Origin of the sequence: Vitiosangium sp. GDMCC 1.1324, from assembly GCF_003044305.1 — a bacterium.
Taxonomy (GTDB): Bacteria; Myxococcota; Myxococcia; order Myxococcales; family Myxococcaceae; genus Archangium.
This window is the reverse complement of sequence record NZ_PZOX01000007.1, coordinates 109,750-128,512: the sequence shown is the minus strand read 5'-3', so window position 1 is coordinate 128,512 and position 18,763 is coordinate 109,750. Positions and strand designations below refer to the sequence as shown.

Below are 18,763 nucleotides of genomic sequence, written 5' to 3'. Positions count from 1 at the left end.
TGGTTTCCCTGAGCGCCGGGCCCGCGCGGAGCAGGTTCGCGCGAGCGGGTGAGCGAACGGGGCGTGTGGATTTCAGTGCACCGGCTTCAAGCCCACGGGAGCCGAGTCCGTGCGGCCCCGTCCTTCCCATGCGCACCAGGCGCGCGAGCTTCTCGCCTGGGCGCTTGCTCCCACAGTATCGCCAGGGCACTACCGGCTGCGCTATCTTGCGCCGCTTCTCGCGCTCCACATCGGCCCGCCCATCGTGTCTTCTCCCTCTCTCGCCGCCCCCGAGTCCCAGCAGGCCCATCCCCCGCTCGCCGTCGAGTTGGAGGGCGTCCTGGCGCGCACGAACACGCTGCACGAGGGACTCCTGCGGCTGCTGAAGCGCCACCCGCTGCTGGCGTTCGCGGTCCTCGGGTGGATGTTCAAGGGCCCCGCCTTCCTGCGCGCCGAGGTGGCGCGGCGGGTGGAGCTCGACGTGACGCGGCTACCCTATGACGAGGCGCTCGTCGCGCACCTGCGCGAGGAGAAGGCCCGCGGGCGCCGGTTGGTGCTGGCCACGGTCGCCGATCAGCGGGTCGCGGAGGCGGTGGCCGCGCACCTGGGCCTCTTCGATGCGGTGCACGGCAGCGACGGGACGCAGGTGCTCTCCGGGGCACGCCGCGAGGCCCGGCTGCGCGAGGCGGGGGGAGAGGGTTTCGAGGAGGCCCGCCCCAGCGGCACCTCCGTGTTGGGGCCGCGCGCGCTCATCAAGGCGCTGCGGGTGCACCAGTGGGCCAAGAACGTGCTCGTCTTCGTGTCCCTGCTGGCCGCCCACAAGGCGCAATCCCTGCCGATGCTCCTGCAAGCCGTGCTGGGCTTCATCTCCTTCAGCCTGTGCGCCTCCAGCGTGTACGTGCTGAACGACCTGCTGGACCTGGACTCGGACCGCAAGCACCCCACCAAGCGCCGGCGGCCCTTCGCCTCGGGAGCCCTCTCGGTGCGGACGGGGCTGTTGCTGGCGCCGGTGCTGCTGGGCTCCGGAGTGGCGGTGGCCCTGCTGCTGCCCCGGGCCTGCCTGGCGCTCCTGGCCACCTACTACGTCATCACCGTGGCGTACTCGTTCCACCTCAAGCAGGTGGTGATGCTGGACGTGCTGCTGCTGGCGGGGCTGTACACCGTGCGCATCTTCGGCGGCTCGCTGGCGGTGGGTGTGCCGACCTCGAGCTGGCTCCTCACCTTCTCCATGTTCCTCTTCCTGTCGCTGGCGCTGGTGAAGCGGCTGAGCGAGGTGCGGCGGCTGCGGCTGGCCAACGAGGCGGGGGCGCCAGGGCGCGGGTACGTGGCCGGGGACTACGAGCAGCTGGCCATGCTGGGCGTGTCCAGCGGCTACCTGTCCGTGCTGGTGCTCGCCCTCTACATCACCAGCAAGGAAGTGACGGTGCTCTACCTCCACCCGGAGCGGCTGTGGCTGCTGTGCCCGGTGATGATGTACTGGGTGGGGCGCGTGTGGCTGCTGGCCCACCGCGGCCAGGTGAACGAGGACCCCGTCATCTTCGCCCTCAAGGACAAGGTGAGCTACGCGGTGGGGCTCCTCGCCGCGGGAGTGCTCCTGGCGGCTGCCTACTAAGCAGGGCCAAGCAAGGGGCGGGGGGCTGGTAATTCCCAGGAACGTCCAGTAGTTAGCAGAGCCCGCCACGTCCCCGAAGGAACCGGCGTCGCCCCGTGCGTCACCCAGCAGGATGCGAGCATGAATCCAGCCAGAGCCGTGCGCCCCACCCCCCCCGAAGCACCGGACGAGCGGACCAACCGCCGCGAGTACGAGGAGCGTACCGGGCTGCTGGCACGCATCGCGGCCTGCTACCCACCCGTGCCCCGCGTCTACAGCCTGCTGCGCTTCACCATCATCCGGGCGCGCATCCTGGGCGTGATGGACGTGCTGCTGCCCGAGCGCGGCAGCATCCTCGAGCTGGGGTGCGGCTTCGGCCTCTTCGCCGGCTACTTCGCCGCGAGCTCGCGGGAGCGGACCCTCTTCGGCGTGGACCGCAACGAGAAGCGCATCCAGATGGCGCGCGACATGGCCAGCCGGATGGACCTGCCCGCCCGCTTCGAGGTCGCGGACGTGCGCGAGCTGCCGGAGACCCAGACGTTCGACGCCGCCTACGCGCTCGATGTGCTGCACCACGTCCCGTATGACGCCCACCGCACCGTGCTCGAGGATCTCCACCGGCGGCTGAAGCCGGGAGCGACCCTGCTCGTCAAGGACATCACCACCTTCCCCGCGCACAAGCTGGGCTTCACCTGGCTGCTGGACCGGGTGATGGCTCCCGAGGATCAGCTCAGCTACCGCCACCACGAGGACTGGGCGACCCTGCTGCGCGAGGTGGGCTTCGACGTCCGCATCCGCCACCTGGACGACTATCTGCCCTACCCCCACGTCCTGCTCATCTGCACGCGTCGGCCCTGAGCCTGGCCTCTCCGCTTCGCCATGCTCTCCTTGCTACTCATCGGTCTCTACCTGGCCGCCCTGTTCCTAGCGGCCCGTCGCATCAGCCTCTGGGTCGCTCCCGAGCCTCGCGGGGCCGAGCGCCTGCTCCTCATCTGGTCGGCCCTGCTCGGGCTGGCGGTGGCCCTGCCGACGGTGCTCGGCGCCGTGGGGCTGCTGCGCAAGCCGGTGCTGCTCGGCTCGGCGCTCGCCCTCGCCGCCGCGGCCCTCGCCCGGCACGGGGCCCTGGCGGAGCTGCGTGAGGACCTGCGCGCCCTCCGGGCCATCGAGTGGCCCCGGAGCCCGCTCTTCCGCATCTCGGCGGTGGTGGCCGCGCTGCTGATGGGATGGACGCTGCTGGCCGCCCAGCTCCCGTCCTTCGGGTGGGACGACTACTTCTACCACCTGCCCTTCATGGTCCACGCCTTCCAGACGGGAGACCTGGGGCCCTTCCCGGTGGCGGACAAAATCGACTACATCAACGCCTACCCCAAATCGCTGGAGATCGTCGGCACCACCTTCGTCATCCTCACCGGGTCGATTCAATGGGTGGAGTTGGTGCAGCCGCTGTTCCTGCCCGGCACGTGCGTCGCGCTCTACCTGTTGGGCCGCCGGTTGGGCGTGGCCCGCGAGCCGGCCGCCACCCTGGCGCTCATCCCGTTCCAGGTGCCCATGGTCATCTGCCAGCTCAAGACCGCGTACATCGACGTGGCGAACGCGTCGCTGGTCTGCATGGTCTTCGCCGGCATCTTCCTGGCCGCGAAGGGCTCCCGCTCCGGCCTCTTCATCACCGTGGTGATCGGCGGCATCCTGGCCGGCTGCAAGCTGACGGGGCCCTACATGGGGGCCACGATGCCAGCCGCGGCCACGGCGCTGTTCGCCTGGCGCCAGAAGCTCCGCAAGGGTCAGGTGGTGGGGCTGGCGGCGGTGGTGGGCGCGGCCCTGCTGCTGCTGGGCGGCCACTGGTTCGTCCGCAACATCTTCCTGTACGGCAACCCGCTCTGGCCCTTCATCCTCAAGGTGGGCCCCCTCCAACTGCCCGGCCGGCTCGATCCCGCCATCGTCACCACGTGGCACGGCCCGCCGAGTGACTTCACGCCCGTGCAGCGCTGGCTTTATGCGTGGCTCGAAGCCAAGACGTGGTTCGGCGGGCCGCTCTACAACTTCGACACCAACTTCGCCGGCTTCGGCCCGCTGTGGCTGGCCCTGCTGCTGCCCTCGCTGCTCACCGCCGGGGTGCTCGGCGCCGTCGAGTCCTACCGGGCCCGCCGCCTCACGCCCCTGACATGGTTCGTCCTGCTGGTGGTGGGGCTGCACGTGCTGGACCCCGGCCGCCAATACGAGCGCTACTCGCTGCACGTGCCGATGCTCGCCGCGGTCGCCCTGGGGGCGCTGCTCTGGCGCCTGCCCCGCGCCGCGCGCGCCACCGCGGGAGTCCTCTGGGTGGCGAGCCTGGCCTGGTGCGTGTTCAGCACCGCGAGCTTCGCGTACATGAAGCCAGAGGAGGCGCGCCAGCTCGCGACCCTGCACACCCCGAGCTCCCAGCCCCCGTTCCAGGGCGAGTTCCTCAGCAACCTGTCCTCCCGGTTCCAGGACGATGACGTCGTGCTGTACACCTCGGGGGTGGCCTTCGTGGCCTCGCTGTGGAAGCCAAACCTGAGCAACCGCGTCATGGGGCACAGCGCCAATCAGGAGAGCCTCCTGCAAGCCGTGCAGCGCCTGCGGCCCACCCTGGTGGTCGGCAAGTCAGCGACCCTGAACAAGGAGCTGGCGGGCATCGCCTCGCAAACCCTCGCCAAGGAGGAGACGGAAGATGGACTCGAGCTTCGCAGAATCCTCCGCTGACGACACGGACCAGGCCGCGGAGACCCCGCGCTGGCTCCCCTGGCTCTGGTCCGGCCTCGTGCTGGCTGGCAGCGTCACCTACGCCATCGCCTCCTGGACCGAGGACCGCAACCAGGGTGTGAGGACCATCCTCGACTGGTGGTGCGCGGTGCTGGGGCTGTAGACCCAACATCCCCCCCGCCAGGGGATGGCGCATGTCCGAGGGGGAATCCACGAACGCCGGTTGCTCAAGACGCTGAACGCGTCAGGTACACCCTGAACTGCATCGCGGCGAAGAACTGACGAGGGGGCTCCAGTCCCGCCCGGGCGAGCAGCGAGGCGATCGCCGCCTCGGACTCGGGCACCTTCAGGCTCGCGAGTCCCTGGGCCATGTGCGTCGTGAACTCGGCCGGAGCCCCGGCCCACCGCAGCCGATGCGCCTCCACGGCCGTGAGCACGGGGTCCATTCCCACGCGGCAGCCAAAGACGAAGGGTGCCCCGGGCTTGAGCCTCCGCACCACCTCGCGCAGCAGCGCCAGACGGCCCTCCTCGTCCCCCACATGGTGCAGGACCCCGATCATCTGCGCCCCGTCGAACCGAGGACCCTCGGGCAGGGAGTCCAGGGTGCCGACATGCAGGTGGGTGCGCTCCAGGAGGCCGGCGGTGGCGAGCCGGGTGCGCGCTACGGCCAGCATGTCGGGAGAAGGGTCCACGCCCGTGAAACGCCAGCCCGGAGCGCCCTGCTTCACATACGGCAACAGCTCCAGTCCCGTTCCCACGCCCACGGACAGCACCGAGGCCGTGTCCTGGCCGTCCAACAGGGCAGCCAGCACCGAGGCGATCGCCTCGTGCATCGCCTGGGTGCCGATAAACCAGGTCGTGGCCTGGGTGTCGTACTGGGCGGCTCGCTCGGGTCCGAAATTGCGCTGGGGCGCCGCGTGGGAATGATTCTCGTGGGAATGATTCTCGTGTGAATGCATGGGCATCTCCGGCCCGCCCGGAAGGGGTGGGCGACTGTCTTGCCGGAAGATGCGTCGGAGGCGCCGCGCGCGGGAGAGCGGGGATTCAGGCGGAATCGGCGGGGATTCCGGCCCCGCGTCCACGAAAGGTGTCAGAGGATTCGTTCCGATCCCCTACGACTCGTCTGACACCTGGGGCAGAGTGCTGCCATGCGCTCCCCTATCGGCCTCACTTGGAGAGGGCGTGGACCCGTGCTCGTCCTGCTCGCCGTGGGACTCGTGTCCGCGTCGCTCCTCACGGTTGGAGCCCTTCGAGCGAAGCAGGAGCCGCTGCCGCACGACGCAGAAAAGGATGGGCGGCTGTACGCACGTCCACAGCGCCCCAATCGAGAGCTGCCGCCGGAGCGAGGCTCGCGGCCCCTCGGATTCGGCGGCACGCGTGACGGGCTGCTCTACGTCCCCAGGGGCTACCGGGCGGATCGGCCCGCGCCCCTGGTGGTGATGTTGCATGGCTCGAGAAGCAACGCATCCCATGCGCTCGAGCTCTGGGAGCGATGGGCGGACGAGGCGGGGCTGCTGCTGCTCGCACCGGACTCGCGCGACCGGACGTGGGAGCTCATCACCGAGGGGAAGTACAAAGCGGACGTGGCCTTCATCGACAAGGCACTGGCGTACGTCTTCGAGCACTACGCGGTGGACCCGAAGTCCATCGCGCTCGTGGGTTTCTCCGACGGGGCCTCATATGCGCTGTCGCTGGGGCTCACCAATGGAGACCTGTTCACCCATGTCGTGGCCTTCTCGCCGGGTTTCCTGGATCCCGCCGCGCTGCGCGGGACACCCGCGCTCTTCATCTCCCACGGGGTGAAGGACCCGGTGCTGCCCATCGAGAACTGCGGCCGAAGCATCAGCGCGCAGATGCGGGACGAAGGTTACGCGGTGCGCTACCGCGAGTTCGATGGCGTCCACACGGTTCCGACAGACGTCGCCCGCGAGGCGCTGGAATGGTTCATCCCTCCGGCAGGGAGGTAACGCGAGCTCAGGCGTTGTCAGCCAGCCAGTCGCAACCTCTCGGATGCATTGAAACACTTCTGGCTCTATCGCCAGGTGGCGGGACCTCGCGGCTTCTCCGGGACCGCGTGCCAGGGCAGACTGCTCCTGGATGCCCTGGCGGGCGCGTGCCTCAGCGCTTGACCGCGTATTGCAGGAGCACGATTCCGTTTCGGTACGCCTTGGTGGAGATGAGCTCGAGCTCGACCTGCCGGGGCAGCTGCGGCGCGAGCGTCTTGCCCGAGCCAATCAGCACCGGGTTCAACTTGACGATCACCTCGTCGATGAGGCCCGCGTCGAAGAGGGACTTCGCCAAGGGCCCACCACCCGCCAGGTAGATATCCTTGGGGACAGTCATCTTGGCGGCCCGGATGACGGTGCTCATGTCGGTCTGCTTGCCAGGGCGCGTCTTGAGCTCCCGCACGAAGCCGACGGCGTCCTCCCGAACGAGGTGCACGCGCGGGTCCGGACTCTCCTTCATGGTGCGCGAGAAGACATACGTCTCCAGGGAGGGATAGGGATCCGTCACCCCCACCTTCAGCCCGGGTTCGTAGGTGCCGCGGCCCATCAGCACCGTGTCGTATTCCGACGCCAGGCTGTTGAGGTAATCCATGATGTGCTCTGGCGAGAGATTCATGGGGAAGCAGTCGACGGAGTCGTCCTCGCGGGCGATGAATCCGTCGAGGGTCGCGGCGACGTGGTACTTGAGGTTGCGCATCTGGGATTGCATAGGGAACTCCGCTGGCGATGCCACGAATGGGTGCCACCGAGCGCGAGGACGCCCGGCGGGAGAAGACTCCTGGCCCACGGACCGGTGGCCCGAGGACCTGTGATTGGCTTTGGGACGGTGTTCCGCTCGCTCACGGCGACACGCACGGACAAAGCGCGCCAACCAGGGTGGTGGGCGGCGTCGTGCTCGAGGGTCGCTTCGCGGAGCGGAGGTGTTAGCGGAGAGAGATCATGGATGACGCGGTTGCCCGCGCCGCGAGGCACATTCTCACGGGCTCGGTCCAAAGACAAGCAGCACTTTGGGGAGGTGTACGGCCTACGCAACCAGCACGGCCAGCCCGTGGAGCAGGTTCAGGGCCTGCTCACGCGAGGGCACTCCCGCCTCGCGCACGAGTTGCTCGGGAGGTGTCTGGCTGCCCACCTCGTGCTCCAACATGCGCAGGGTCTCGCGGCGAGCCTGGAGGACGAGGTCGCGCGCCGAGGGGCTGAGGCGCTCGGAGGCCCAGTCATCGATGGCCCAGGCCAGCTCGGCGTGGCGCAGCTCGTCTTGAGAGATGGGACCCAGCGCACGCCGCACCTCGGCATCCCCTGAGGTGCGAGCCTGCCAGGCCGTCACCAGGGCACCGAAGGTCTCGCGCACACAGCCCTCGACGGCGTTCTCGGTGACCATGGCCTCCAGGGAGCGGGGCTGGAAGGGACGGATGTCCACCTCGGGCATGCGAGCCCCGTGGCGGTGGGCGAGCGCCTGCATCACGCGGGTGTGGCGGACCTCGTCCTCGGCCGAGCGGCGTGCCGCCTTCACCAGGGCCTCTGGAGCGCCGTGGAGGGGAGGGTGAGCTCATCGGCGAGCCGGAGGAAGGCCGGGACGGAAGCCGCCTCCAGCCAGGCCACATGGGCATGGAGGGCACCGAGCAGGGAGTCCAGCTCCTCCCCCGGCCTCGGCTCCAGGAGTCCCTCCGGCCGCCGGCCATCGTTGGAGCACGTGACGTAGGTGCAGACGACCTTCGTGCCCCCATCGCTCGTGGCTTCATTGCAGGTCCTCAGGGGTGCTCCCTGGGGATGCTCGGGGCAGTTGTCGCACGAGAGGCTCCCGTCCGGATTGCGATGAATGCCCTCGGCCGTCAGGGTGATGGGCCCGCTCACGCACTCCTCTGAACCGGGGCATGCGAGCAGTGGGAGCGCGGGCGCGGCGAGCAGCAGGCGATAGACGGTGTTCCGCAACACGCGGTTCTTCGGGAGCGACTCGTTCTTTCGGCGGGACATGGACCCCCTCTTTCTCTCGGGGATGGCCCAACCTCCGGCCTGGTTGGAACGGGCGCCGCCACGCTACCAGGATCCGGAGTGGAGAACACCCGAGCCATGTCTACAGGAAAATCGGATGACCCTCCCGCCGGCTTTCGATGAGCACTCCGCGGAACCAGCACAACGGGGGCAGAAAACCGCCCCACCCATTCGCTCAAGCTGGAACCTCACTTACAAGCCACAATCGGCAAACTTCGCACCCACGTAGGGCTTCTTGTGCTGGCCACAGTAGTACCTGCCGTAGTTGCCGCAGTTGCCATACTTAACAGTCGTGAATGGGCCGTGCCATCCGTCGGAGCAGGCGACGAAGCAGCACGCGGCCTCTGCCGTGACGGTGCCATCATTCGCGGGCTCCTGCTGCTCGCCAGGTTCCGCTTCAGCGGGCGTGGGGGACGAGCTCTCCACCAACGCATCTGGCTGCACCTCTTCCTCGACATCCGAGGGCACACCGCCGCATCCAACCGCAAGCGTCGCACCGAGGAGGCACACACACGCGAAGCCGAGTCCGTTCTTCATGTCCGATTCCTTTCCAATAGGGGGAGTGAGCTGGGGAGCGGATGCTCACCTGCTCGAGAAGGAATCTGGTGCGCTCCCGTCATCGCGCATCCAACCCTCCGGGGAAGGGATTTTTTGAACCAACGGACATTCAAGAAATTCGAGAATTTACAACTTCAACTGCTTTGCCCCACAACCATTCCTACACGGCAGCCGGCGTACATCGACAGGCCCGGCATCTCCGGCGCCTCCGACATCAGATGAATGGGTGCTCGACGAGAACTCCCGAACGGTCGGCGACTGACACCTCTCTGGTGTCCGGGGCACCTTGGATCCCTCGCCGGTGGATGCCCCCCTCATCACAGCCAGACCGAGAGTGAATTAACCTGCGGCACCATGTCCCTCCCGCGTGCCCTGTTCACCGGACTCCTCCTCGCGGCCCTGACTGTGACGGGCTGCAAGCGCAGCTCACCGGCCGACGAAAAGGCCCAGGCCCCCGAGGTCCCCAAGGGAGACCCGGCCCCCTTCGCCCGCGCCGGGCTCACCGCCCCCACCACCGCACCGGGCGTGCCAGACCCGGGGACAGTGGACATCCCGGCGTTGCGCGACGCCGTGGCCGACCCTCAAGCCATCTCCGAGAACGAGCTGCTCCGGCTCGTGCAGCAGGCGAACTGGCCCAACGGTCAGCCAATAGGAGGACAGCGGCCCGATGGGCCACGGCCAGCCCATCCCGACCTCAGGACGTTCGGGGAGGAGGAGGTGGACGAGTCCCTGGGCTCCGAGGAAATGGAGGGCCGCGTGGCGCAGGAGACATCGGCCCCCGCTCCCGCGGAGATTCCTCCTCCCCCGCCTCCACCCGCTCCCGCGCCTGCACCCGCCCCCAGGGGCGTGTCGCCTGCGGCGAAGGCGCTCGCCCAGGCCGAGCTCGATGAGCTGCGCGGAAGCAACTTCTTCCGCCAGCAACCACCGGGCAGTTCCGGGGCGGCCACTTCGTTGGACGATGGTGCACCCAAGGAAGCGGCGCCTTCTCCCCGGAAGAAGGTGATGCCCCAGGCCTACGTGCAGGGGGACCCCGACCCGACGGAGCTCGAGGAGCGTCCCCGGGTGCTGGAGATGAAGCGGCGGGAGATCATCCAGATCATCAAGGGCAACTCCTCGGAGCGATCCACCGCGGGCGGTCCACCCCAGGGTGAGAGCATCGCGCGGATGGACGCCGCGTCCCCGGAGAAGCCCGAGGACAAGCCAAAGGCAGACAAGCCGCCGCGGCCGGTGCTGCCCAAGGTGGAGTCCGCGCCGCGCATGGCCAAGGTGCTGGTGCAGGACGAGCAGGGCCGCTACCAGCCACTGGTGGCCCGCGCCGTGCGCGTGGTGACGTACATCCAGGGCGCCCGCGCTCGCACAGTGGTGGACTACCTCTTCGAGAACAACACCTCCCGCGCGTTGGAAGGCACCTTCTACTATCCACTGCCGGGCGGAGCGACGGTGGCGGGCTTCGCGCTGTATTCGGGAGCGGTCGCAGTGGACTCGCCCTCGCTCTTCCAGTCCTCGGAGCTGCTGCCCCCTCTGGGGGACTCGGGGAAACCGGAGGAACTGGTGGCGGCGGCCCCGCCAAGCCCACCGGGTGCGAAGCGCTCGTGGGGCGAGCCTCAGGAGGCCCGCGTCGTCGAACAGAAGCGCGCCCGCGAGGTGTACGAGGACGTGGTGCGCCGCAATGTGGATCCGGCGTTGCTGGAGTGGGCGGGCGCGTCGACCTTCAGTGCACGCGTCTTCCCGCTGCCGCCGAAGTCCCTCAAGCGGGTCGTGGTCGCCTACGAGCAGACGCTCCTCTTCGACGGCCAGCACCTGCGCTACACGTGGCCCCTGCCGCCGGGAGCGGGCAAGACGCTGAAGGTATCGGCGCGCGTGCACGTGGATCCGAGGCAGGCGGACGAGGTAACGGTGGGTCCCGAGGCGGGCCCGTCGCGCACGCTCGGCACATGGCAGACGTGGGACTGGCCGAAGCTGCAAGGGGACGGTGCGCTGGACGTGGCGCTCAAGCCCCGGAGCGCCGAGGCGGACATGCTGGTGGGCACGGACCCGGCGGGCCTCCCAGGACAGGCCTTCTACACGCGGGTGCGGTTGCCAGAGCGGCTCACCGCCGGCACCGAGGGAGCGCCCACGGGGCGCGCGGTGCTGGTGGTGGACACCTCGCTGTCGGTGGAGGAAGGCAACGCGTGGGCCCTTCAGGCGTCCCTGCTGCGCGCGCTGCTGGAGAAGGACGAGAGCCTCACCGAGTACGCGGTGCTCCTCTTCGATGTGAGGCCGCGCTGGCTGCACGGCCCGGGCTTCCGGCGCAACACGCCCGAGTCCCGCCAGGAGACATTCGCCGAGCTGGAGCACGTCTTCCTCGAGGGCGCCTCCAACGTGGACGGCATGCTCACGGAGCTGGAGCGGGCCGGGCGCGACTGGCTGAAGCCGGCGGCGGGCGGCGGGCGCGTGACGGCCTTCCTGCTCTCGGACGGAAACGTCACGTGGGGACAGAGCAACGTAGACGCGCTCATCTCGCGCCACCCGGCCTCGGAGACACTGCGCTGGGTGAGCTACCGCTTCGGCGAAGCGGCGGTGAACCTGGACCTCTTCGACGCGCTGGCTCGGGCGGGCGGAGGCCGGGTGGTGAGCGTACTGTCCGGCTCCGAGGTGGATGCGGCGGCACGGGCGCACCGGGCGGCCTCGGTGGTGCTGTCCCGGGTGGGGGTGAAGGGCGCGCAGGTGAAGGACCTGGTGGTGGCGGGACGGCCGCGCCTCGTCTTCCCCGGCCAGGAGCTACAGGTGGCCGGACGATTGGTGGGCGAGGGCAAGGCCGAGCTGGAGGTGGTGACGCAGGCCGCGGGCGAGGAGCGCACGCTGACGGTGCCGCTGCCGCGCGAGCAGGACAGCGCCTTCGCCCCGCGAGCGTGGGCGGAGCTCTTCGTGTCGCGACTGGTGGCGCTGGATGACGTGAAGCTGGACCGGATGGTGGTGGCGCTCAGCCAGCACTACCGGCTGGCCAACGCACGAGCCTCCATGCTGGTGCTGGAGTCGGAGGGAGACTACGTGCGCTACGCGGTGCGCGACGAGCAGATGGACCTCGCCGACCTGGACTCGCTGCGGCGGCAGCAGCAGGACCAGCGGCGCGACGAGCTGCTGGGGCTGTCACTGGAGGGCGTGCCAGACACGGGCCGCGAGGTGCTGCGGGTACTGGGAGCGAAGCAGGCGGAGCTGGGCTCGCGGATGAAGGCGCAGGCGCTGCGGGACGAGCCCTACGCGGGAGGCGAGGAGCGGCTGCAGGCGGAGCTGGCGTACCGGCAGGCGCGGCGCACCAACAAGGATGACGTGATGGTGTATGAGGCGGTGGCGCGCAAGCGGGCCTTCTCGGGAGACACGTGGGGCGCGGTGCGGGCGCTCTCGTCCCCGGTGGAGCTGCGCCCGAAGGACGCGGAGGCGCTGCGGCTGGTGGGCTATGGGCTGCTGGCGCTCGGCCAGTTCCCGGCCGCCACGGAGCTCTTCGAGCATGTGCGGCTCAACCGTCCCTTCGAGCCCCAGGCCTACCTGGAGGAGGCCCTGGCGCTGGACGCGGCGGGGCGGCCCGCGGAGGCGGCTCGCAACTGGGAGATCGTCCTGGCCCGCGCGTGGAAGCGCCACGACGAGCAGACGAAGACGGTGGCGGTGTACCACTACGGCCGGATGCTGGCGGCGCTGCAGAAGCACCCCCGGCTGGCGCAGGAGACGGCGGTGCTGGAGGCCCGGCTGCGCGAGCTGCGGAATGCCGAGAAGTTGAGTCCCATCGACTACCAGCTCACCACGCACTGGAACTCGGACGGGACGGACATCGACCTGTGGGTGATGGAACCCAACGGCGAGAAGTGCTTCTACCAGCACAAGCAGACGTCCCTGGGCGGACAGCTCCACTGGGACATCACGGATGGACTGGGGCCGGAGCTGTACCATGCACGCCGGGCGGCGCCGGGCACGTACTTCGTGCTGGTGCACTACTACGGCAACAACTCGCAGCGGTACGTGGTCCCCACGGCCCTGCTCCTGGTGACGGACCGGGACGCCTTCGCCAAGGAGGACGACTACAAACGGCGCTTCCAGGTGCGCATCCTGCCCAACAAGGACGCACGGCTGTTGCTGCGGCGCGAGGAGCTGTTGCCAGCTCCCACGCCCGTGGCGAAGACGCAGGAGTGAGCGTGACGCGGGCCCCCGCGGCTCAGTGCGAGGGGCTCAGGATGATGCGCAGCTCCTCGAGCATCTCCGTCTCGGCGGCCCGGAGCTGGCCATCGCACGCGATGAGCGCCCGGGCCGCCTCGAAGACCTCGTCCGCGCGGTCCCGCAGGAGCGCCAGATCCGGGGCCGGCGGCGTGGCGGTTCCCTCCAGGGCCTTCTTGAGGGTGGCGACCTCCAGTTCCGGAACACCCCAGCTCCGCGCCGCGCCCAGGATGGTGCCCACCTCCTGCTGATCGATCTGACCATCGCTCCAGGCCAGCTGGAGCATCAGTTTGAGCACCTCGATGTTGAAGTCGTCTTCGGCGATGGGCCTTGCCATGTAGGTTCTCCGTGGCACCAGCCTCGCCGTTCGGCGCCTGCCAGTAAAGCCCGACAGCTCCCATCTCCAGGACCGCGGCCGGCTCGCGTCTCCGTCCTCCGGCATACATCCGGCGGCGGCCCCATCTCGGCTCCTGCACACGGGCCGACACCTCCACCTCGGGCCGGGTCCGTGTAAAGCCTCCATTCCCAGCAATCCCTTGCACGCGTCGGCCGCAGACCCGCACCGCGAGTCCGTGCCGGCGGCGGAATCGTAGCTCCGCCAGCCCGGCAAAAGCCTGACAACCCTCTCCGCGCACCCTGCAAGTCTTTGATTGCCCGTCTCTACACGGGAGCCGTTTTCCCTGAGATACAGCGGGGTTCCAGGGTCTCGACCCGAGGGAGCGGAGTTTTCCAGTCACGCGGGGACGCGCGGACAGCATGAGCAAAGAATGGCAGGACGAGCCTTGACGAAATGGGGGTCCGGGCGTTCTCTTTTCGTGCAAGGGATTACCTTCGTCATGGAAAAGCATGGCCACGGCGAGGCGGTACGGCGGTCGTTGCCGTCCCGAAAAGGGAGGACGCATCATGAGTGGAGATCTGGAGACATCCGCCGGAGCGGCGCTCGCCGCGGGCACCTATTCGGGGTATTCGCTGCACACCCCCTCCGAGCAGGGCATCAACCTCATCCTGTCGCAGCCCGGCATCAGCTGTAGCCGCGTGACGCGGCTGAGCCCCACCGCGGTGTGGGCCCTCCCGGAGCCGGGTGCCGAGCCGCCTCCCCGCGATCGCGTGCTCCAGCTCCTCCTAGACGACAACGGCCGCACCATCGGCCCGCTGCGAGGGGAGCTCCTCTGGAGCGACCCGCGCCGGTACGACGCACCCATCGGCCTTCAGCTCGTGGACGTCACGGTGGAGCAGGGCCGGCAGATCCTCTCCGTGCTGGACGCGGCGGCTCGCGCGGGACGCGCCATCCCCGCCGTCTCTCCGCAGCCCATCGAGGAGGCGCTCGTGGATCCCGAGCGCATCCGCTCCATCCTCAAGTCCGTGTGCGTCATGAAGCACGAGGGCCTGCTGCGGCAGCTCGGGCGGACGCTGCGCGTGTCGCTGGAGTATTTCGACGTCGCCTCCTCCCGGCTCCACTGGAGGCTGGAAGAGCCGGAGAGCGCGTGGGGCGTGGCGCCCTATGACATCGAGGTGGTGGTCTACAACTCCGCCTACCGCATGCGCGTGCCGGCGATCGAGACGCGCGGCGGCCGGATGGTAACGCCCATTCCGCGGCGGCTGTGGAAGGTGCGCCACCGCTGGCACCGGCGCGTCCCCGCCCCCGAGGGCGTCCGCGCCCGCTTCCACCACCCGCTGTGGGGCGAGCTCGGTTCGCTCGAGCGCGAGGCCGTGGACGTGTCCTTCAACGGCCTGTGTCTGCGCGGCTCGGCCGAGGACCTCGTCTTCCCGGGCCTCCTGCTCCAGCCCATCGAGCTCTGGGGCGATGGCGACGAGCCCATCCTCCTGCGCGGCGAGGTGCGCTTCGTGGGGGACAAGGATGGACAGCGGGTGTTCGGCCTCCAGGTCACCCCGTGCACGCCTCTGGACGAGTCGCGCTGGGTGCGGCTCGTCTCCCTGGCGCTCTGCCCCTCCACGCGCGGCGGCGAGGCGCTGCTCGAGCCACTGTGGGAGCTCTTCGTCGACTCGGGTTACTTCAACCTGGCCGGCAAGACGACGGCCCACTTCGAGGCGCTGCGCTCCAGCTTCCTGGAGACGAGCCACTGCGCCGCGCACCTGCCCCGGCTCTTCTGCCAGACGGTGTGGCCCTCGGAGCGGGGCGTGGAGGCCACGCTGTCCTCCGTGCGTCCCTACCGGCACAGCTGGCTGGTGCACCAGCTCGCCAAGCGCCCCGGCAAGCCCGCCCAGGAGGTTCCGCCCGGGCAGATCCTCCGCGACATCCACGTGCGCACGCTGGAGCACGCCCAGAGCGACCCCGACTTCCGCTGGCTCGTCGCCTATGTCGAGTCGACCGTGCCCCTCATCGAGCGCGTCCACATGGTCTATGCCCAGGCCCATGCCGCCAGCGGCGAGGCGCTCCTCATGCCCGTGCGCCTGATGGACGTGAATTGTGACGAGCCGAGCGGGCTGCCCCCACGCGGCTTCGAGCTCGGCCCGGCCCGCTTCGAGGAGAAGGCGCTCCTGGCGGAGGAGATCGCCCGCACGCGCCCGGCCTGCTACGTGGACGCGCTGGACCTGTCCCGCGAGCGGTTGGAGCTGAGGGACACGGCGGCGGCGTGGCGTGCGGCCGGGCTGGAGCGCGAGCGTCACATCCTCGTGGCACGGCGCAACGGTGTGCCGGTGGCCGCCATCATCCTCGAGCTGGGACAGCCCGGGACGAACCTCTTCCGCCTGCTGGACGCGGCGCGCCTGTTCCCGCTCGCGCTCGAGGGGCCGGATGCCTACGTCGCGCTGCTCGACGAGGCGCGTGCCTGGTACGCGCGGCGGGGCCGCACCTCCTTCGTCCTCCTGCGCGAGGACGGGGACGACGGCTATGCCGCCGCCGCCCGGCTGCACGACGAGCCCGCCGCGAAGCCCTGCCTGTGGCTGCTCTCCGCGCGGCTGCTGCCCGAGTTCCTGGAGTACGTGAGCGAGGCGACGGTGGGTCGCCTCACGCCCACGGTCCGCACCGCCTGAAGAGAAGTACCGGAAGCACAGGAAGTAAGGAGTCAGTCGCCATGAGTCTGGTCAAAGAGCTGTACGAGCCCTACGTCCTGCCCGCACGCGCCCGCATCTCCACGGACCCCGTGATGCGCCTGCTGGTGGACCCCGCCATCGAGCCGGCGCTCCTGGAGCGCTTCTTCATCCAGTACCACTCGTTCGGCGTGTACATGACCGAGCCCGTGGAGGGGTGGATCCGCCGGGCGGGCCAACGCTGCCTCGGCCAGGGATTGGACTCGCTCGGCAAGGGACTGCTCGCGCACTCGAAGCAGGAGGCCGGCCACCACCTGATGATGATCGACGACGTGCGCAGGCTGGTGCACCGGTGGAACACGCGGCGCCAGCCCACGCTGAGTGTGGAGCGGCTGCTGGCCCAGCACCCCACGGACGCGATGCGCGCCTACCGGCAGCTCCACGAGCAGACCATCGCCGGCGAGTTCCCCGCGGCGCAGATCGCCATCGAGTTCGAAATCGAGAACCTCTCCATGGTGCTCGGGCCGCACCTGCTGTCCAACGTGGCGCGGGTGCTCGGCCGGGAGACGCTGGAGGGGCTCGGCTTCCTCAAGGAGCACGTCCAGCTCGACGTGGGGACCACGGCCACCAACACGCGGATGATGGAGGAGCTGATCCGGTTGATGCCGGAGAATGCCCGGACGTTCGCGGAGCTCGGCGCGGAGGCGCTCGACATCTACCTGCGTTTCATCGGGGACTGCGCGCACTCGGCCGAGGCCTCGATGTGGGCCCCGGCCGAGGCGATGGGGGCCTGAGCCGCCCCCGCCCGCGCGTGCCTCAGCGCCCGAAGATGGACTCGGGGTTGGTGAGGCCGCGCGCCTTGGCCAGCGGCAGGAGGATGTCCTGGGGCGGCTCGTCCGCGGTGAGCAGCAGCGCGCGCACCGCCGTCTCCACCACGTCCTCGGCGCTGGGGCGCACCATGCCCCGGCGCGCGTCCTCCACCTTGCGCTGGCGGTAGATGTCGAAGCGCTCCTTCACGCGCTCGGCGATGGAGCCCATGGCCTTGTCGCCCGCCTCCACCCGGAGCTCCGCCTCGCTGCGCAGCTGCACCGGATCCGCCAGCACGCCCACCTTGTCATAGGCCTTGTTGGCCGCGTCCTCGTGCATGGCCGAGTAGTCCTCGGTGTGCGGCGAGGCCGCCGCCGCGTCCTTGGCCAGGTCCACCAGCCGCTCGGTGACGCTCGCGGTGATGGACAGCCGGTGCAGCTCCACGTCGTAGGGGTAGTCCGCGTAGACGGGCTCTTCCACCGTGAGGGGCTCGCGGTAGAAGGCGTCCCGGCCACGTTGCACCTCGCGCCGCTGAAGCTCGGCGTTCTCCTGGGACGCCATCAGCCGGCGCTCCAGCTCCTGCACTCCCGAGGACCGCTGCGTCAGCGCGCCCTCTTCCGCCTCGCACAGCGGGTTGCAGCGGGCCGGGTTGCACTCCTCCGGCACCTGGCCGGGCTTGGCCTGGGAGAAGGCCCGGACGCACTCGTTGAGGCCGGTGGCGCAGGCCTTGCGCTCACGCTCGCGGCAGCGGGCGGCCACCTCGCGCGCCTGGACCAGCTCGTCCTGCTTGCGCAGGTAGTCGCGCAGCACGCCCGACAGCTTGCGCTCCACCTCCTCCAGCGTGCGCTCCTGCTCCAGCAGCGCCGTCTCCAGCTCGGTGCGCTTCGGGTTGGGCACCGCCTTGTTCGTCACCACGTAGCGCTGCGACTTCTGGGTCTGCTCCACCGTGCGCACCGGCATCACCCGCTCCACCGACAGCCCCAAGCGCACGCCCTCGTGGTCCTTCGGCGCATCCGCGGTGATGACGCGGATGGGCACCTCCTGCGGCAGCAGCGCCGACAGCCGCCCCGGCGACAGCCGCTGCACCACGTCCGGAGCCTCCGCCTTGTCGTCCGCCGGCCCCGTCACCACCAGGAAGGCCACTTCGTCCCGGAGCTTGCGGCGCACCGCCTCGGCGCGCTCACGCGAGGGCGTGGCCCCTACACGCTCCTGGTCCGCGCGCACGTACGCCAGCAGCGCGTTGCCCAGCTTGCCCTCCTCCTCCAGCCGCTGCGCGGTGGTGAACCACCGGCGCGCCCACGCCGTCTGCACCGCTTCCACGCCCTTGCGCGCCGCCGTGTGCGAGGCGTCCACCGCCAGCACCGCGTCGAGCTCGGCCCGAGCCTCCTGCAGCCGCTCCTCCTTGAGGGCCTTCAGGGCCACCTCCACCCGCGTGTTCAGCGTCTGGGTGAAGAGCTCGCGCGCCGCGTCGTTCTCGTTGTCCAGCTCGAGCGCGCGCACCAGCAGCGGCGTGGCGCCGGCCAGGTCTCCCTCGGTGTGCTTCGCCTGGGCGGCCTGGAACACCTCGGCGCTCCACTGCTTGTGCATGTTGCGCAGCTTCGCCTTCGCTTCCGGGTCGCCGGGCGACGCGGCGAGGGCACGCTGGTAGGCGGACTCCGCCTGCGCCCACTTGCGCTCGGTGGTGAGCTGGTCACCCTCCTTCATGGCGCGCGAGAAGGCCGTACAGCCTGCGGCCATGAGCAGGGCGGAGACAGCGAGGGCAACGAGCCCCAGCCGGCGGGCCAGGGACGACGGGGGGCGGGCGGGCATGGAACGCACGGGCCCATTGTCGGGGAAAGCCACGTCCGGTTGAAGCGCTGATTCACCGTCCGCCCCCCAGCCGTGCAAGCCCCTGGAAATGGCTCACAACCAGCGGCCCCTCGCCCTCTCCAGGTGG

Annotated in this window: 15 protein-coding genes; 8 read left to right on the top strand and 7 right to left on the bottom strand. The window is 69.7% G+C overall.

Features of this window, described 5'->3' with window-relative positions; all coding sequences use genetic code 11:
- Positions 1-109: 109 nt before the first annotated feature.
- The 4 genes from DAT35_RS21660 to DAT35_RS21645 all read left to right on the top strand — a co-directional run bounded on the left by DAT35_RS21660 (position 110) and on the right by DAT35_RS21645 (position 4,454).
- Positions 110-1,591: a UbiA family prenyltransferase gene (locus DAT35_RS21660; protein WP_369945961.1), complete on the top strand. Its 1,482-nt coding sequence runs from the start codon at positions 110-112 to the stop codon at positions 1,589-1,591.
- A gap of 120 nt (positions 1,592-1,711) precedes the next feature.
- A complete protein-coding gene (locus DAT35_RS21655; RefSeq protein ID WP_108069012.1) occupies positions 1,712-2,428 on the top strand; it encodes a class I SAM-dependent methyltransferase in 717 nt (238 codons plus the stop codon).
- A 21-nt stretch (positions 2,429-2,449) separates the two neighbouring features.
- Positions 2,450-4,291: a hypothetical protein gene (locus tag DAT35_RS21650; RefSeq protein ID WP_108069011.1), complete on the top strand. Its 1,842-nt coding sequence runs from the start codon at positions 2,450-2,452 to the stop codon at positions 4,289-4,291.
- Positions 4,260-4,454: a hypothetical protein gene (locus tag DAT35_RS21645; RefSeq protein ID WP_108069010.1), complete on the top strand. Its 195-nt coding sequence runs from the start codon at positions 4,260-4,262 to the stop codon at positions 4,452-4,454. The genes DAT35_RS21650 and DAT35_RS21645 overlap by 32 nt, the downstream gene beginning before the upstream one ends.
- A gap of 64 nt (positions 4,455-4,518) precedes the next feature.
- On the opposite strand, the gene DAT35_RS21640 is transcribed toward DAT35_RS21645, so the two are convergent.
- Positions 4,519-5,250, bottom strand: coding sequence for a class I SAM-dependent methyltransferase (locus tag DAT35_RS21640; RefSeq protein WP_108069009.1), 732 nt, complete (start codon positions 5,248-5,250; stop codon positions 4,519-4,521).
- A 231-nt stretch (positions 5,251-5,481) separates the two neighbouring features.
- Here DAT35_RS21640 and DAT35_RS21635 point away from each other — a divergent pair, with 231 nt between their 5' ends.
- On the top strand, positions 5,482-6,258 hold the full coding sequence (locus DAT35_RS21635) for an alpha/beta hydrolase (protein WP_233261621.1): 777 nt from the start codon (positions 5,482-5,484) through the stop codon (positions 6,256-6,258).
- Between the two features lie 151 nt (positions 6,259-6,409).
- Here the strand turns inward: DAT35_RS21635 and DAT35_RS21630 are convergent, their stop codons facing one another.
- The 4 genes from DAT35_RS21630 to DAT35_RS21615 form a co-directional block, all read right to left on the bottom strand.
- Positions 6,410-7,006: a dihydrofolate reductase family protein gene (locus DAT35_RS21630; protein WP_233261620.1), complete on the bottom strand. Its 597-nt coding sequence runs from the start codon at positions 7,004-7,006 to the stop codon at positions 6,410-6,412.
- 315 nt (positions 7,007-7,321) lie between these two features.
- Positions 7,322-7,807, bottom strand: coding sequence for a hypothetical protein (locus DAT35_RS21625; protein WP_108069007.1), 486 nt, complete (start codon positions 7,805-7,807; stop codon positions 7,322-7,324).
- Positions 7,804-8,268 carry a hypothetical protein gene (locus DAT35_RS21620; RefSeq protein ID WP_108069006.1) on the bottom strand — a complete coding sequence of 155 codons (465 nt, stop codon included), beginning with the start codon at positions 8,266-8,268 and terminating at the stop codon, positions 7,804-7,806. Before DAT35_RS21620 ends, DAT35_RS21625 begins: the two co-directional genes overlap by 4 nt.
- Positions 8,269-8,478: 210 nt before the next feature.
- On the bottom strand, positions 8,479-8,823 hold the full coding sequence (locus DAT35_RS21615) for a hypothetical protein (protein WP_108069005.1): 345 nt from the start codon (positions 8,821-8,823) through the stop codon (positions 8,479-8,481).
- Positions 8,824-9,198: 375 nt separating this feature from the next.
- On the opposite strand from DAT35_RS21615, the gene DAT35_RS62115 reads away from it, so the two are divergent.
- A complete protein-coding gene (locus tag DAT35_RS62115) occupies positions 9,199-13,008 on the top strand; it encodes a DUF2135 domain-containing protein (RefSeq protein WP_304466064.1) in 3,810 nt (1,269 codons plus the stop codon).
- Positions 13,009-13,030: 22 nt separating this feature from the next.
- Here the strand turns inward: DAT35_RS62115 and DAT35_RS21605 are convergent, their stop codons facing one another.
- On the bottom strand, positions 13,031-13,366 hold the full coding sequence (locus DAT35_RS21605; protein ID WP_108069004.1) for a TerB family tellurite resistance protein: 336 nt from the start codon (positions 13,364-13,366) through the stop codon (positions 13,031-13,033).
- A 566-nt stretch (positions 13,367-13,932) separates the two neighbouring features.
- Between DAT35_RS21605 and DAT35_RS21600 the strand changes: the two genes are divergently transcribed.
- Both DAT35_RS21600 and DAT35_RS21595 read left to right on the top strand, forming a co-directional pair.
- Positions 13,933-16,023, top strand: a complete 2,091-nt coding sequence (locus DAT35_RS21600) for a hypothetical protein (protein WP_108069003.1) — start codon at positions 13,933-13,935, stop codon at positions 16,021-16,023.
- Positions 16,024-16,064: 41 nt separating this feature from the next.
- Positions 16,065-16,814 (top strand): hypothetical protein, encoded by a 750-nt coding sequence (locus DAT35_RS21595; protein WP_108069002.1) that lies wholly within the window; start codon positions 16,065-16,067, stop codon positions 16,812-16,814.
- Positions 16,815-16,836: 22 nt separating this feature from the next.
- Here DAT35_RS21595 and traC read toward each other — a convergent pair whose 3' ends face one another.
- A complete protein-coding gene (traC, locus tag DAT35_RS21590) occupies positions 16,837-18,636 on the bottom strand; it encodes an outer membrane exchange accessory lipoprotein TraC (RefSeq protein ID WP_108069001.1) in 1,800 nt (599 codons plus the stop codon).
- Between the last annotated feature and the right edge of the window lie 127 nt (positions 18,637-18,763).